The sequence below is a fragment of the Nonomuraea angiospora genome, assembly GCF_014873145.1.
GTDB classification, from domain to species: Bacteria; Actinomycetota; Actinomycetes; order Streptosporangiales; family Streptosporangiaceae; genus Nonomuraea; species Nonomuraea angiospora.
The window spans coordinates 11284585-11299185 of the sequence record NZ_JADBEK010000001.1; the positions used below are offsets into that span (position 1 = coordinate 11284585).

A 14601-nucleotide genomic window follows, 5' to 3' on the forward strand; every position below is an offset into this window, starting at 1 on the left:
TGCCAGTAATACCAGTCGCCTCGCGAAACGCGGTCGGCCCGTGAGCCGTCTCCCGATCACGGTGAACCATCCCGGTCACAGCACCGGCTCGGCGAAGACCTCGTGCTGCCGCCAGCACAGGCGGGCTGCCAGGCTGGGTAGCACAATGTCGGAGGCGATCAGCGCGGCGTAGTCGAGGACTCCGTTGGCGCGGGCCACCAGATCGTGGTGGCCCGTACCGGCGGGCTCGACGGTCAGCGTGGTGAGGTCAGGAGCAGCCCCACCATCATCCCGGCCGGGCCGCCGCCGACGATGGCGCAGGCGGTGGTCTCACTCATCGCGGGCTCCGACGTCGTCGACGGCCACGGCGTGCAGGAACGCCTCGGCGAAGACCGCGCAGGTCTCCTCCGTGCCGGGCAGATCGAGGCCGGGGATCTCCCCGGTCGCCGGGCGCGTCATGAAATGGATCAGGACCGGGCCGATCATCTGCTGCATCAGCAGGGGCACCGGCAAGGTGCGGATACGACCTGCGGTCATCTCGTTGGCGAGCCATTGGCCCAGCCCGGCGAGCATGCGGGGGATAAAGTACCGGCGCAGCGCCTGCAGGGTGGGATCGTGGGGACGGGCCAGCACCTCGGCGAGCATGGCGGGCAGGACCCGTGGCTCCCGGTTGAGCGCTTCGACCAGCAGCCGGTAGATGGTGGGCACCGTCTCGGCCAGGCCGGCGTGCGGGGCGGAGATCACCTTCTCCAGGTCGAGGATCGGGCCGTAGGTTTCGAAGATCACGCGGAGTAGTTCGTCTCGGCCGCCGAAGGCGGCGTACAAGCTGTGCACCGAGCACTGCGCGGAGGCGGCGACGAGCTCCAGAGTGAACGCGGCCAGGCCGTGCTCCCCGATCAGGTGTGCGCCGGCCTCGATCGCGCGTTCGCGTACCGAGCGTTGCCCGCCGGGGTTCACGCCGGCGGCGCGGACCGCCTCGTCCAGTGCCTGGCGGGAGCCGCCCAGCCGGCGCAGCAGGGTGCTGCGGGAGACGCCGGCCTCCTTGGCGATGGCCAGGACGGGCACGTCGGCCACGTCCTTGCCCAGGCGTTCGGCGGCGCGCAAGGCGGCTCGCACCACCTCGTCTGGAACGCGGCGGCTGGTCTCCGGCACCTCACGCCTCCTTCAGCGCTAAGCATTGACACACGAGTAAATGTAGCATGTAGTCTTGTTTCATATCAGGGTGAGTTTGACAATGAGGCAGCGACCCCAGCGGAAGGCGTCGTTGCGCTCGACATCCCGTGGTCGCTGTCCCTCTCACGCCTGCGAGATCACCGGTCGGCAGCACCTCATCTGGATCCATGACTGGGAGGTTCTTTCATGACCCCTGCGCCCCCGTCCGCACCGCGAGCCTTGATCGTCGGGCTCGGCATCAGCGGCATCGCCACCGCGATCGCCCTGCACAAGGCCGGTTGGACCCCGGTCATCATTGAGAAGGCCCCCGCCCGGCGCGGCGGCGGCTATTTCATCGGTATGTTCGGCTCTGGCCGGGCCGCGGCCGGCAGGCTCGGCATCCTGAAGAATCTGCACAATCGCAAGCCCATCCCGAGCGTGAGCTACGAGGTCGACCGTGCAGGTCGTCGCCGGCCGGGCATCGGGTTCGCTGATATACCGGAAGGCCCGTGGATGGTGTTGCGCGGCGACGTCGAACGGGCGGCCTTCGACGCGTTGCCCGAGGATGTCGAGGTCCACTACGCCACCGTGCCCGACGCGATCGAGCAGGACGCCGACGGCGTGACGGTGACCCTGCGCAACACCGCGGACGAATCGACGCGCCTGGAACGCTTCGACCTGGTCGTCGGGGCCGACGGGCTTCGTTCCACGGTGCGCACGCTGGCCTTCGGTCCGCCGGGGAAGTATCTGCACCGGCTCAACTGCATGATCGCTGCATTCGCACTGGCCGAGGATCTACCCGGGCTCGCGCGCGGCGAGGGGGCCATCCTGGCTGAGCCCGGTCGGTCGTTCTGGGTTTTCCCCTTCGCCGACCGCCCCTCCACCGTGCTGTTCTCCTACTACACCGACGATGTCGACGCCGAGTTCACCAAGCCGGTCGCCGAGCGCATCCGCGAGGTCTATGGCCCCGAGCCGCTGGGGGAGATGATGGAAGCCGCCGTGCAGGTGCTGGAGTCCGGCGATGAGTACCTCTTCGACTCCGTCGAACAAGCTCGCCTCGACCGCTGGCACCGCGGGCGGGTCGTTCTGGTTGGCGATGCCGCCTGGTGCGTCACCCTGTACGCCGGCATGGGCGCTACCAGCGGCATCGCCGGCGCCGATCTCCTCGGCGCCATGCTCCAGCGTTACCCCGGCGACCTGGAGCGGGCCTTGACCGCCTGGGAACAGAAGCTACGTCCCTACGTCGACGCCTATCAGAAGAGCGGCGTCAGCAACCGGCTGTTCTTCACGCCCGCCACTCGCGCCGAGCAGATCCGCCGCACCCTGATGATGCGGCTGCGGCGGGTGATCAACAGCAGCGCAAGGCTGAGCCGGCTCGTGGCCAGAAGCAAGCAGATGCGCTTGCGCAACGAAGACCTGGCCGCCGCCTGACCCATCGCGCGATCTCAGAGGGCGTTTGATCTGAGTAGCTTGCGACGTATGTCCTCGTAGATGCCTTGCCGGGTGGAGGTGGTCTCGTCCGTTATGCGCTTGGTGGGGTTGTCGATCGATGCGAGGTGGATCATGGCTTGGGAGCTGGCGGGCAGGGTTTCATTGGGGGTGATGCCCAGGGGGGCACAGGTGTCGGCCCATAGGCGTGAGAGGTAGCAGCTGCCGTTGTCGGTCAGGACGCGCTCGATGCGCACGCCGGCGGTGGCGAACCAGGCGGTGGCCCGGCGTAGGAAGGCGCCGGCGGTGTCCTTGGTCTCGTCGGTCAGGATTTCGGTGTAGGCCAGCCGGGAGTGATCGTCGATGGCGGTGTGCAGGAAGGCATGCCCCAGACGGGGGTTGCCGTAGCCGTTTCGGGTGGTGATGGTCATGGCCTGGCGGTTTCGTCGCCCGGCCGGGCGGCCCAGGACGCGGTGGCCGCCGCCGTCGGGGATGTTGCCGAAACGGACCAGGACGCGGTGCACGGTGGAGGCGGGCAGGCCGAGCCGGGCCGCTATCCGGGCGGGCCCCAGCCGGTGGGTGATGCGGAGCTTGCAGATGCGCCGCTCGGTGCGTTGCGAGGTGCTGCGGTCCAGCTCCTACTTCCCCGACTGGCTGCTGGAACGGCGGCGGCGGGCCGAGCAGGCGCTGATCAGCGGTCGTGGTGTACCACCGGAGCGCAACACCGGCGGCGCGCAGGTAGCGCTTCTGCCGGCGGGCGTCCAGGATGCGGGGCGCGAAGCTCGGGGATGTCGTCGCGGCACACCACGGCGGGGCCGAGCCCGAGCTGGGTGACGACGTGTTCCAGAACGGTGAGGTGGGCGTCGACGGTGTCGGTGGTGCGAGCAGGCCAGGAAGGTCCGGGCCCGGGAGTGGTAGGCGCGGCGGGTTTCGCCGTCCAGCGGCCCCGTGCCGGGGCCGCGGCGTAGGCGGCGTGGACCGCGGTGTAGGTCTCCGGCACCGCTTGGTGGCGCCGTCCCCATGGCCCTCGCGATATCAGATCACCGTTCCGAGCCGTCTGTTATGTGACGCTTAGTGCTCGTTCGGACACTAAACGCGTCCGGCTGTGGTTTAGGGCGTTTTCCGCGGGTAGCGGCCTGGGGGCCGCCCGTGGGGAGGGCGGCTTCTGCGAGGGGGAGATAGTCATGAAGGCAGTGGTGTACGAGGGGCCACGGCAGGTCAGTGTCAAGGATGTGCCGGACGCGCGGATCGAGCGGCCGACCGACGTCCTGGTGCGGATCACGTCCGCGAACATCTGCGGCTCGGACCTGCACATGTACGAGGGCCGAACCGACTTCGAGCCCGGCCGCTGGTTCGGACACGAGAACCTGGGTCAGGTGGTCGAGATCGGCACCGGGGTCGACAAGGTCCAGGTGGGCGACTGGGTCGTCGTGCCGTTCAACATCTCGTGCGGGCACTGCAAGAACTGCGAACGTCAGCTGACGAACTACTGCCTGACCGCCCAGCCTGAGCCGAAAATGGCCGGCGCCGCCTACGGCTTCGCCGACATGGGCCCGTACGGCGGCGGGCAGGCCGAGCTGTTGCGCGTGCCCTGGGGCGACTTCAACTGTCTACGGCTGGGCGAGGACGCCGAGCAGCGCCAGACCGACTACGTGATGCTCGCCGACATCTTCCCGACCGGCTACCACGCCACCGAGATGGCCGGCGTGCAGCCCGGCGACCAGACGGTCATCTACGGCGCGGGCCCGGTCGGGCTGATGGCCGCCCTCTCGGCGACCATCCGAGGGGCGAGCAAGGTGATGATCGTCGATCGGCATCCCGACCGGCTGCGACTGGCCGAATCGATCGGCGCGATCGCCATCGACGACTCGAAGGTCGACCCGGTACAGGCCGTTCTGGACGAGACGATGGGGCTGGGCGCGGACAACGGCTGCGAGTGCGTCGGCTGTCAGGCGCACGAGCCCGACGGCCACGAGCAGCCCAACCTGACGATGAACCGGCTGGTCGCCTCGGTACGCTTCACCGGGAAGATCGGCAATGTCGGCGTCTTCGTGCCCCAGGGCCCCGGGGCCGGCGACGAGCTGGCCAAGCAAGGCAAACTCGCCTTCGACTACGGCATGTTCTGGTTCAAGGGCCAGCACATCGGCACCGGCCAGGCCCCGGTCAAGAAGTACAACCGGCAGCTGCGCGACCTGATCGCCGCAGGCAAGGCCGAACCGTCCTTCATCGTCAGCCACGAGCTGCCCCTCGACCGCGCGCCGGAGGCCTACGAGCACTTCGACAAGCGAGACGAGGGCTGGACGAAGGCCGTCCTGCACCCGGCGATGGCGGGGGCGGGTGCCTGACATGGCTGGAGAGCTGAACGGACGCCGGATCGCCATCCTCGCGGCCGACGGGGTGGAACGAGTCGAGCTGGAGCGGCCGCGGCAAGCGCTGGACGACGCCGGCGCCCGCACCGTCGTGGTCTCCATCACCAGCGGCGAAATCCAGGCGCGCGACCACGACCTCGAAGACGCCGGCACCTTCACGGTGGACCGGCTGGTCGGCGAGGTGTCGGTCGACGACTACGAGGCGCTGCTCCTGCCGGGCGGGACGGTGAACCCGGACAAGTTGCGAATGGAACCCGCTGCGGTGCGGTTCGTCCGGGACTTCGTCCAGTCGGGCAAGCCGGTCGCTTCGATCTGCCACGGCCCGTGGAACTTCGTCGAGGCCGACGTCGCGCGGGGCCGCCGGCTGACCTCGTGGCCGAGCGTGCGCACCGACCTGCGCAACGCCGGGGCCGACGTGGTCGACGAGCCGGTCGTCACCGACGGCAACATCACCACGAGCCGGTCGCCCGACGACCTGCCGGCCTTCTGCGAGCGCATCGTGCAGGAGTTCGCCAAAGGCCCGCAGGCCACCGCCGCTACACGTCGGGCGTGACCTCGCCGACCACGAACGTGCGTCCGTCGCTGTCCGCGCCGGCCCTGCTCCCCGAATGGGACCTGGTGGGGGCGGGTGCCCGCGTGCGCGCTGCGAGGCTGGGAGCCGGCCCATGTCCAGGCGCTTGAGGATGCGCCACACGCCCGACTTGCCGATGGTGACGTCGTGGTACCGCTTCAGGCACATCGCGATCTCCTCGGGTCCGCAGATAGATGAGCTTCACCCGGCGATCTCGACGTGGGTGGCGCTCGGGCCGGTCCTGGGCCGCTTGGCCTCACGATCGAGCGGCGGGCTGGGCTGAGACATGAAGATTTGGGTCGGAGACCCAGAGGTCAACGATGATCGTCAGTTTCGGAACCACCGCAGCCTGCTCGGGCGCCGTCGCACACCGTCTGGCGTCGTCCGGCCGTCAGCAGATCGGGTGCGGGATGCGAAGCCCGTCATGGACGGCCATTCAGGCGATATGCACCTTTCATCCCTTGATCTGCTGGTGTCATCCGTTTTGTCAGGGGCAAGAGGCGGAGGACGCGGGGGGCGACAGCAGACCGGGGGCCGCCTGCAGCGTACGCACATACCACCACAACCTGCGTTAGGACACATGATGACCGACAGATTCGCCCGTGCGCTCGGGTGGACCAGCCTCGCGCTGGGCGCGGCGCACCTGGCGGCACCACGGGCCGTGACCCGCCTGTGCGGCGTCGACGACGCGCCCGGGGCCACGACCGTCGCCAGGCTCGTCGGCGGGCGCGAACTCCTGCACGCCGCGCTGCTGCTCGGCGCCAAGAACCCCGCCCAGTGGGCGTGGAGCAGGGTCGCCGGCGACACGATGGACCTCGGCGTCCTGGGCAGGGCCGCCGCCAACCGCACCGGCGCCCGCCGCGCCCGCGCGCTGGCCGCGCTCGGCGCCGTCGCCGGGATCACCGCCCTGGACGCCGTCTGCGCCCGGCGCGGCAGCGCCAAGACCAAGGGCCCGCTGCAGGTGCGCGCCTCCATCATCATCAACAAGCCGCGCGAGGAGGTCTACCACTTCTGGCGGGACCTGGAGAACCTGCCCTCCTTCATGGTCCACCTGGACTCGGTGCGTACCATCAACCAGCGCCGCTCCCGCTGGAAGGTCAAGGGCCCGTTCGCCGACCTGGAGCGGGAGGCCGAGATCATCGACGAGCGGGCCGGCGACCTGATCGCCTGGCGGTCCGTGCCCGGCACCGGCGTCTCCACCGCCGGCCTGGTCAGCTTCACTGACGGCCCCGGCGGGCGCGGCACCGTCGTGGACGTCTCCCTGGAGTACGGCGCGCCCGGCCGCAAACTCGCCGCCGCCGTCGCCCGCATCTTCGGCGAGCACCCCAAGCAGCAGGTCCGCGACGACCTGCGCCGCTTCAAGCAGGTCATGGAGACCGGCGAGGTGGTCCGCTCCGAGGGCAGCCCCGAGGGCCACCGCGCCCTGCGCCAACTCCACCAGCGTCCCGCACAACCGATCGGAGGACGGGCATGAAAGCCAATGTGTGGGCGGGCCGCAACCGCCTGGAGATCCAAGACGTTCCCGACCCGCAGATCCTCAACGCCCGTGACGCGATCGTCCGCGTCACCTCGACCGCGATCTGCGGCTCCGACCTGCACCTCGTGGACGGCTACATCCCGACCGTCAAGAAGGGGGACGTGCTCGGCCACGAGTTCATGGGCGAGGTCGTCGAGGTCGGCCCCGGCGTGCGCAACCTGCACGTCGCCGACCGCGTCGTGGTGCCGTTCCCGATCGCCTGCGGCGCCTGCTTCGCCTGCCAGGACGGCCTGTACTCGGTGTGCGAGAACTCCAACCCCAACGCCGGGATGGCCGAGAAGCTGATGGGCCACGCGCCCGCCGGCATCTTCGGCTACTCCCACATGCTGGGCGGCTTCCCCGGCGGGCAGGCCGAGTACGTGCGCGTCCCGTTCGCCGACGTCGGCCCCATCAAGATCGAGGACGACCTGCCCGACGAGAAGGTGCTGTTCCTGTCCGACATCTTCCCCACCGGCTTCATGGGCGCGGAGATGTGCGACATCAAGCCGGGCCAGACGATCGCGATCTGGGGCGCGGGTCCGGTCGGGCAGCTCGCCGCGGCCAGCGCGTTCCTGCTCGGCGCCGACCGGGTCATCGTCATCGACCGCTTCCCCTACCGGCTGCGGCGGGTCCAGCGGACCGGCGCCGAGGTCCTCAACTACGAGGAGGTGAACGTGCTGGAGGCGCTGCGCGACATGACCGGCGGGCGCGGCCCGGACGCCTGCATCGACGCCGTCGGCATGGAGGCACACCACCCGACCCCGGCCATCTACGCCTACGATCGCACCAAGCAGGCCGCCCGGATGGAGACCGAGCGCCCGTACGTGCTGCGCGAGGCCATCATGGCCTGCCGCAACGGCGGCGTGGTCTCCGTCATCGGCGTCTACGGCGGATTCGTCGACAAATTCCCGATGGGCACCGTCATGAACCGGTCCCTGACCATCCGCACCGGCCAGTGCCACGTGCAACGCTACATCGAGCCGCTGCTGGACCGGATCCGCGCGGGCGAGATCGACCCGAGCTTCGTCATCTCGCACCGGATGCCGCTCAGCGAGGCGCCGCGCGGGTTCGAGCTGTTCAAGCACAAGCAGGACGAGTGCAACAAGGTGGTCCTCACTCCGTAGCACCTGCCTTCGCGGCCCAGAGCCGGTTCCACTCAATTTCCGCGGTGGACCGCTGGTGCGCCCCGGCTTGAGTGAAGTGGGACTTCTGGATTCTTGTGCCGCTTGATGAGGGGAAAGTGGCATGGGGCGGGGCTACCCGCCGGAGTTCCGGCGCAAGGGTCCTGGACCTGCTCGAAGCAGGGCGCGCGGCCATCGAGCTGACCCGAGATCTGGGCATCAGCACGCGGACGATCTACACCTGGCGGCGCCAGAACCGCATTGACCCCGGGCTGGAGCCGGGCCTGACCAGCGGCGAGAAGGCCGAGTCGGCGCCGCAAAACGACGCATCGCCGAGCTGGAGACCGAGCTGCAGGCCACCCCGACGGGCCCTGCCCTGATCACAGACCACCTACGATGTGCCTCCCGGTGAGGACGATAAGCCACAGCATGGCACCGTGGCCCGCAGCCACCGCCCGTGCCGCCCGAACCGGCCTGCAGCCTCGTTCGCGATCCCATGCGCCATTCATCCCTTCGCGCGATGGGCGGCCTTTACCCCCTCGACGACCCCATGCGCTCCGGCCCAGGCGGCGACTTCGGCCGAGTGGTCAGACGTTCTGTTGTTCTGCGAGCCGGTCGCGCTGACGCTGGCCGTAGGCCGCTTTGCGAACGGTCCCGTCGTCCTCGAGCCCGGAGCCGAAGGCGCCGCCCACCATCGCGCTGGAGGTCAGGAACCAGGCCAGCGCCAGGTAGTCGGTGACGCCCGGTCGATGGTTCAGCGTCTTCGAGAGCGGGGCGGGGGCCAGCACAAGCGCGCCGACCCCGGTGAGAACCACGAACAGCACCGCGTAAAGGCAGAGCACGCCCAGTGTGATGGTGATCAGGGTGACGGTGTTGTAGAGGCGGGCGCGAGCCTTGGGCACCCTGCCGCCGGGACGCTCCCACAACTCGTGGTCGACGATGATCCATGCGGCGAGAGCGAGGATGGACAGCACCATGATCAGCGACTGCCGCCAGGTGTCCAGCGCGGTGGAGAGCTGCCAGGCGGTGTCGTTGATCACGCCGAACGCGGCGGTGGCGAACACCCCCGCCAGCGCCCGTGACAACGAGGTGAACAGCCGCCATGGGCGGTTGGCCCGCACCATGCCGGCGAGCAGGCGCGCCCGCCCGCGCAGGCCGGGCATGACGTAGCGATCGGGGACGACCCGGCCGGGCTCGGTGTCTCCTTCCACCCTACGGCCGATCGCAGGGAGGCGGTCACGGCCGGTGGGCGGGAGGACCAGCAGGCCGACGACGTCAAGCACGGCCTCCAAGGTCCGACCGGCCAGGTGAAAGGTGCCAAGGGCGGGCAACGACAGCAGGGCGACGCGGTCGCCGGTGCTGACCTCCGCGCTCACCGCGTCCAGGCCCAGCCGGCGAGGGAGGTCGGTGAGGAATATCCCGACGTCCCAGCCGGACTCGGGCAGGTGCGGACGGACAGCGGTGAGCATGGCTGAGATGTCGACCTGCTCTTCCGCCGCCAGGGGAGCGGTGTGCGCGCACACCTGCCAGTCGAAGCCCGGGCCGAGCCGCTCCCGCAACCGGCCGGGTAGGTCGCGCGCCACCCTCACAGCCAGCTCGGTGGGCAGGTCAGGATCGGCGACCAGGGCGATACGCATGTCCGGGCCCTACCCCGAGCGGATCGCCCTGATCAGGGGTTACTGGCCCAGGCTGGTGACGAGGTTGATGGCCACGGCCAGGATGCCGGTGCTGAAGAAGTAGGACAGCAGGGCGTGCGCGAGGGCTACCTTGCGGATGTGCGTGCTGACCACACGGTTGTCGGTGACGCCGAAGGTCACGCCGATCGTGAACGCGAGGTAGGCGAAGTCGCTGTACGCCGGCGGATCCTCCTGCCCGAAGTCGATGCCGCCGTCCTCGTCCACGTAGTAGAGCCTGGCGTACTTGAAGGCGAACACCGTGTTCACCAGGCCCCACGACACGACGACCGTCACCACGCTCAGGATGACCAGGGCCGTCGTCAGCGGGGTGTGACTGGCGGCGCGGACCAGGGCGAGCGCGACCGCCCCCAGGCTGGCCACCGCGCCGATCAGCACGCCGGTGTCGGTGGAGCGAGCGTCGCCCTCCTCTTCGGCCAACCGCTTGGTGTCATGGTGATCCTTGGGCCAGCTGATCAGCCACACCCAGACCAGGCCCACCGTCGCGGCCACACCCCAGCCGAGCAGCGGCGACAACTCCGGGACCCCCAGCCACCAGGCGCCGGCCGCCATGACGACCCCGGCCCCCAGCGATGTCAGCACGCGCCTCACCGACATGACGCGCTTGCCCGCGCGTCCCCCGGGCCCAGACCTCACCGCTCCAACATCCCAACGAGCCCCCGCAGCCAAGGTACCCCGGCCGATGTAGTCGCCAATCGGAGTTCAGGCCGGCGATCAGGGCAGGATCGAGGTCAAATCCTTCGGCATGGTGGACTTCACGTCCTCGCACTCGCCAGCGGCAATGTGCTTCCTGAGCGCTTGCAAAACCTTCTTGACCAGGTCCTCCTCGCTCTCCTGGAGGTCGAAGGCCAGCTCGCCGCAGACGCGGTGAAGGAGCTCCTCGCGATCGGCCTTGACCGGCACGGTGCTCGGCCGTCAGCCGTCGTAATAGACCCCGCGGATCACCCCTTCCTTACATCCTCGGGCATGCCTCGGCTCAAGGCTCGGCGCGGCGGACGGTAGATCACATCCCCCAGCCGGGTAGCGGTCCTCCGCGGGTGTGAAAGATCTTGGCGGGCTTGGGATTCACCGTTCCCTGTCGTGGCAGGCGGCCCATGGGGGGACAGCATGCGGGGACGCGATCGGGAGTGGCGTCACGTCGATGGCCTGCTGCGGGTGTTGCGGCGAGGTGCGGGCGGGACGCTGCTGGTGGACGGAGAACCCGGATCGGGGAAGAGCCGGCTGCTGGCCGAAGCCGTCGCCGAGGCGTCCGAGCGCGGCATCTGGGTTGTCCACTGCCGGGTGGAGGAGCTGGGCGAGGTCGCCCCGTGCGGCATGTTGCTGGAGGCCCTCGATCTGCGCTCTGAGCCGGCAGCGGGCGACGCCGCCGCCCGTTTCGGTCCGCCGGTCCTGGAGCGGCTGCGGGCAGGGTTCGAGCAGCTGGCCACGTCACCGGTGCTGGCCGCGCTCGACGACCTGCAACGGGCGGACCCGGTGACGCTGAGGACGTTGCACAGCCTGCACGACCGGCTGGCCAACTGGCCCATCGGCTGGATGATGAGCCGCTCGACAGTGCCGGACAGGGGCCAGGCCGTGTCGCTGTTCGACATCCTGGAGCGGGAGGGGGCCGACAGGGTGACGCTCGCGCCGCTGTCACCGGACGCGGTCGCGGCGCTGACGCAGGACACGCTCGGGCGGTCGCCGGACCCGGCGACGCGGGCGCTGGCGGCGGCCGCCGGAGGCAATCCGCTGCTGATCACCGAGCTGTTCGCGGGGCTGCGCGAGGAAGGGCTGCTGGGGGACGCGGCGCGGGCCCGCGTGCCCGACCGGCTGCGGATGGTGGTGCGGCGCTGGATCGACACGCTGAGTGCGGAGGCCAGGAGCCTGATGGAGACGATCGCAGTGCTGGGCCGTTCGTTGTCGCTGGAGCACGCCGCGTCGTTGCTGGACACCACGCCCGCCGCGCTGCTCCCGATGACGGAGGAGGCCACGGCCGCGGGCATCCTCCTCGTGACCGAGCACGGCCTCACCTTCCGTCACGAACTCGTCGGGGACGTCGTCGCCGCGGGCATCCCCTCATCGGTGCGGCAGACCCTGCGCGACCAGTCTTGCGTTCTCATGGGCTCTGAGCGGCCGGGGTCGGCCGGCCTGCTCACCGGCCCGGCCTCCTCCGACATAGACGCGGCGGTCGCCAGTGGCCGGCTGGACGAGGCCGAGCAGATGGTGCGTGGCCGCCTCGCCGAGCACGGCTCCGTGTACGGGGTGGCCGAACTGCGCTGCCTGCTCGCGGACACCATGTACCTGACGGGCCGGGGTGAGGAGGCGATCCGCGAGGCCGAGACGGTGCTGGCGGTGCCGGGCCTCCCCCGCCACGTACGCGAGCGGGCGACCCTCGTGCATCTGTACGCCACGGTGCGCCTGCGGGAGGACGCCGGCTCGCGGTCGTTCGCGCATGAGGTCATCGACGGAACGGATCGATACGGTCCCGCAGCCAGGACCGCCGCGCTGGTCGCCCTGGCCACCGCCGAGCGGCACGAGGGCAGGCTCACGGCCGCGCTGGACCTGGCGGAGAGCGCCGGGCGGCTGGCCGCCGCCGACGCGCCCGAGGACCGCCGCTACGAGGCCTGCCTGGCCACCGTCGCCGTGCTCGTCGACATCCACCGGCTGGACGAGGCACGGACGATGCTCCGCCTGGCACGCAAGGACATGTTCGGCCACGGTCATCTGGCCTGGGCGGCGGACGCCTCGGCGCTGGAGGCCCGCCTGGAGCTGCTCGCGGGCCGTTTCGATGACGCGGTCACCCAGGCGAACAGAGCCCTGGACCTGGCCGGTGCGCTCATCACGCCGCTGTCGGCTGCGGCGGCCCGCGCCGTGCTCGCCGCAGTCGCGCTGCGGCGAGGCGACCTGCAGGGGGTGGCGCATCACGTCGCGGAACAGCCCGGGGGCACGGCCGAGGCTCGCTTCCGGCACGCCTTGCTGTCCGCGCAGCTCGCGGAGGCACGAGACGGGCCGCGCAGCGCTATGCTCCTGCTCGCAGAGCTGCCCCGCCCGCTGCTGCTCAGCATGGAGCCCGCCGCCGGCCCCTGGATGGTCCGGCTCGCCCTGGCCGCCGGCGACCGGGCGGCGGCCGAGCACGTGGTGGCCGCCGCCGAGGCCCTCGGCCGGGCCAACCATGAGTTTCCCACGCTTGCCGCCGCCGCGGCGCATGCCAGGGGCCTGCTCGACGGGGATCGCGACGCGCTGGCCCTGGCCGCCGGGCGGACCGAGGACGTGTGGGCGCGGGCCTCCGCCGAGGAGGATCTCGGCATGCTGCTCTTTACCGCCGGGCAGCGCGTGGCGGCGGCCGAGAGCCTGAACCGCGCCTTGGGCCTGTATCACGACATCGGCGCCCTGCGGGACTCCGCGCGCATCCGCCAGAGACTGCGCGGAATGGGGGTACGCCACCGCCACTGGAGCTACGCCGAACGCCCGGTCTCCGGCTGGGACAGCCTGACCGAGACCGAGCACGCCATCTCGTTGCGTGCGGCGGACGGATGCACCAACCCGCAGATAGCCGAACAGATGTTCATCAGTGTGCACACGGTCGCGTTCCACCTGAAGCACGTCTTCCGCAAGCTGAGCATCAGATCCCGGGTCGAGCTCGCGCGGCTCGCGGCGGAGCAGTCGAGGGACGCCTCGCCCGGCGGCGGCCGCGGCGCACGGGTCGGGCGGAGTCGCGGCGATGACTACTCAGCTGGGGGATGTGCCCGCGAGACGCCTGGGCCAGGTTCGGAAGTGTAGGTCGTCACATTTTTCGGCCTATTCAGGAACCCATCCAGGAGGTTCAGATGGCGCTGCTCGCAGTACGTCGCAGGGGCGGCGAGATGTTCCCCGCCCGCGAGATCGAAGACGCCTACGACAGGCTGGGACAGCTCATGAACGTGGCTCTGGGCGAGGCTCTGGGCGCTCTTCCCGGCGATGGCGGCATGGGGGCCTGGGTGCCCATGGCGGACGTGTCGGAGACTGAAGACTCCTACGTCGTGGAGATCGATGTCCCCGGAGCGCGCAAGGACCAGATCGACGTCCAGCTGTCCGAGCGCGAGCTGATCGTCACCGGGCAGGTCGAGGAGCAGGAACGTCAGCGCCGGCACCGCAAGATGCGCAGGTCCGGCCAGTTCGAGCTGCGCACGACGCTCCCGGGAGACGTCGACGCCAACCGCGTGGAGGCTCACCTGTCCGACGGTGTGCTGACCATCACCGTGCCCAAGGCGGAGGCCGCCAAGCCCAAGCACATCGAGGTTTCCGCCTGAGGCGGGGAGAGGAGGAGTCGTGCCCGTCGCGTCGTCAGGCCCCGCCACCACCAACCGGGAACCGATCGGGAGCTACCGCAGCTACGAGGAGGCGCAGAAAGTCGTCGATTACCTGGCCGACCATGGATTCCCCGTGCAGGGGACGTTGATCGTCGGCGCCGGGCTGCGCTCGGTCGAGCGGGTTCTCGCGCGGATGACCCCTCTGCGCGCGGCCGGATGGGGCGCGGCCGCCGGAGCCTGGTTCGGGCTGCTCATCGGTCTGTTCCTGTTGATTTTCTCGATCACGGCCGCGGCAGCGTTGCCTCTGGTGCTCTGGGGGCTGGTGTGGGGCGCGGTGGCGGGAGCGATCTTCGGGCTGGTCTCGCACGCCATCCAGGGCGGCCGGCGGGACTTCGTCTCCGAGAGCACCCTCGTGGCCGACAAGTACGAGGTTCTCGTCGATTCGGAACACGTGGCCAGGGCCCATGAGCTGCTCCGGGCGATGAGCGGATAGCAGTACGAGG

The 14601-nt window shown here is 70.1% G+C and carries 14 protein-coding genes and 1 pseudogene; 9 read left to right on the forward strand and 6 right to left on the reverse strand.

Annotated elements, in window-relative coordinates; all coding sequences use genetic code 11:
• Positions 1 to 75 precede the first annotated feature (75 nt).
• Positions 76 to 198 carry a hypothetical protein gene (locus tag H4W80_RS63185; RefSeq protein WP_264086035.1) on the reverse strand — a complete coding sequence of 41 codons (123 nt, stop codon included), beginning with the start codon at positions 196 to 198 and terminating at the stop codon, positions 76 to 78.
• A 111-nt stretch (positions 199 to 309) separates the two neighbouring features.
• Positions 310 to 1131: a TetR/AcrR family transcriptional regulator gene (locus tag H4W80_RS51685; RefSeq protein ID WP_318787470.1), complete on the reverse strand. Its 822-nt coding sequence runs from the start codon at positions 1129 to 1131 to the stop codon at positions 310 to 312.
• Positions 1132 to 1371: 240 nt separating this feature from the next.
• Here H4W80_RS51685 and H4W80_RS51690 point away from each other — a divergent pair, with 240 nt between their 5' ends.
• Complete coding sequence (locus H4W80_RS51690; RefSeq protein ID WP_225964140.1) at positions 1372 to 2562, forward strand: FAD-dependent monooxygenase; 1191 nt, start codon at positions 1372 to 1374, stop codon at positions 2560 to 2562.
• Positions 2563 to 2735: 173 nt separating this feature from the next.
• Here H4W80_RS51690 and H4W80_RS62030 read toward each other — a convergent pair.
• Positions 2736 to 3182: pseudogene (locus H4W80_RS62030) on the reverse strand (DDE-type integrase/transposase/recombinase); the annotation flags it as partial.
• A 561-nt stretch (positions 3183 to 3743) separates the two neighbouring features.
• Between H4W80_RS62030 and H4W80_RS51700 the strand changes: the two are divergent.
• From H4W80_RS51700 to H4W80_RS51720, 5 genes are all read left to right on the forward strand, one after another.
• The gene (locus H4W80_RS51700; RefSeq protein ID WP_192791782.1) at positions 3744 to 4904 is read left to right on the forward strand and encodes a glutathione-independent formaldehyde dehydrogenase; all 1161 of its coding nucleotides are present in this window, start codon (positions 3744 to 3746) and stop codon (positions 4902 to 4904) included.
• 1 nt (position 4905) lies between these two features.
• Positions 4906 to 5481 carry a type 1 glutamine amidotransferase domain-containing protein gene (locus H4W80_RS51705; protein WP_192791783.1) on the forward strand — a complete coding sequence of 192 codons (576 nt, stop codon included), beginning with the start codon at positions 4906 to 4908 and terminating at the stop codon, positions 5479 to 5481.
• 112 nt (positions 5482 to 5593) lie between these two features.
• The gene (locus H4W80_RS51710; RefSeq protein WP_192791784.1) at positions 5594 to 5782 is read left to right on the forward strand and encodes a hypothetical protein; all 189 of its coding nucleotides are present in this window, start codon (positions 5594 to 5596) and stop codon (positions 5780 to 5782) included.
• A gap of 297 nt (positions 5783 to 6079) precedes the next feature.
• Complete coding sequence (locus H4W80_RS51715) at positions 6080 to 6973, forward strand: SRPBCC family protein (RefSeq protein WP_192791785.1); 894 nt, start codon at positions 6080 to 6082, stop codon at positions 6971 to 6973.
• Positions 6970 to 8139: a zinc-dependent alcohol dehydrogenase gene (locus tag H4W80_RS51720; RefSeq protein ID WP_192791786.1), complete on the forward strand. Its 1170-nt coding sequence runs from the start codon at positions 6970 to 6972 to the stop codon at positions 8137 to 8139. The genes H4W80_RS51715 and H4W80_RS51720 overlap by 4 nt, the downstream gene beginning before the upstream one ends.
• Before the next feature lie 584 nt (positions 8140 to 8723).
• On the opposite strand, the gene H4W80_RS51730 is transcribed toward H4W80_RS51720, so the two are convergent.
• The 3 genes from H4W80_RS51730 to H4W80_RS51740 form a co-directional block, all read right to left on the reverse strand.
• A complete protein-coding gene (locus tag H4W80_RS51730; RefSeq protein WP_192791788.1) occupies positions 8724 to 9773 on the reverse strand; it encodes a hypothetical protein in 1050 nt (349 codons plus the stop codon).
• 39 nt (positions 9774 to 9812) lie between these two features.
• Positions 9813 to 10412 (reverse strand): DUF1345 domain-containing protein, encoded by a 600-nt coding sequence (locus tag H4W80_RS51735; protein WP_318787471.1) that lies wholly within the window; start codon positions 10410 to 10412, stop codon positions 9813 to 9815.
• Positions 10413 to 10544: 132 nt separating this feature from the next.
• Positions 10545 to 10733 carry a DUF2267 domain-containing protein gene (locus H4W80_RS51740; protein WP_192791790.1) on the reverse strand — a complete coding sequence of 63 codons (189 nt, stop codon included), beginning with the start codon at positions 10731 to 10733 and terminating at the stop codon, positions 10545 to 10547.
• Positions 10734 to 10937: 204 nt separating this feature from the next.
• On the opposite strand from H4W80_RS51740, the gene H4W80_RS51745 reads away from it, so the two are divergent.
• The 3 genes from H4W80_RS51745 to H4W80_RS51755 are packed head-to-tail and all read left to right on the forward strand — an operon-like array spanning position 10938 to position 14591.
• Entirely contained in the window at positions 10938 to 13589 is a 2652-nt protein-coding gene (locus H4W80_RS51745; RefSeq protein ID WP_192791791.1) for an AAA family ATPase, read from the forward strand.
• A 47-nt stretch (positions 13590 to 13636) separates the two neighbouring features.
• The gene (locus H4W80_RS51750) at positions 13637 to 14098 is read left to right on the forward strand and encodes an Hsp20/alpha crystallin family protein (protein WP_192791792.1); all 462 of its coding nucleotides are present in this window, start codon (positions 13637 to 13639) and stop codon (positions 14096 to 14098) included.
• Positions 14099 to 14117: 19 nt separating this feature from the next.
• Positions 14118 to 14591, forward strand: a complete 474-nt coding sequence (locus tag H4W80_RS51755) for a YflT domain-containing protein (protein WP_192791793.1) — start codon at positions 14118 to 14120, stop codon at positions 14589 to 14591.
• Positions 14592 to 14601: the final 10 nt, after the last annotated feature.

Bases quoted from the DNA above. Each gene is read 5' to 3' on its own strand.
- H4W80_RS51720 (WP_192791786.1), top strand. From the start codon at position 6,970: ATGAAAGCCAATGTGTGGGCGGGCCGCAACCGCCTGGAGATCCAAGAC.
- H4W80_RS51730 (WP_192791788.1), bottom strand. From the start codon at position 9,773: ATGCGTATCGCCCTGGTCGCCGATCCTGACCTGCCCACCGAGCTGGCT.
- H4W80_RS51745 (WP_192791791.1), top strand. From the start codon at position 10,938: ATGCGGGGACGCGATCGGGAGTGGCGTCACGTCGATGGCCTGCTGCGG.
- H4W80_RS51705 (WP_192791783.1), top strand. From the start codon at position 4,906: ATGGCTGGAGAGCTGAACGGACGCCGGATCGCCATCCTCGCGGCCGAC.
- H4W80_RS51700 (WP_192791782.1), top strand. From the start codon at position 3,744: ATGAAGGCAGTGGTGTACGAGGGGCCACGGCAGGTCAGTGTCAAGGAT.
- H4W80_RS51710 (WP_192791784.1), top strand. From the start codon at position 5,594: ATGTCCAGGCGCTTGAGGATGCGCCACACGCCCGACTTGCCGATGGTG.
- H4W80_RS51715 (WP_192791785.1), top strand. From the start codon at position 6,080: ATGATGACCGACAGATTCGCCCGTGCGCTCGGGTGGACCAGCCTCGCG.
- H4W80_RS51750 (WP_192791792.1), top strand. From the start codon at position 13,637: ATGGCGCTGCTCGCAGTACGTCGCAGGGGCGGCGAGATGTTCCCCGCC.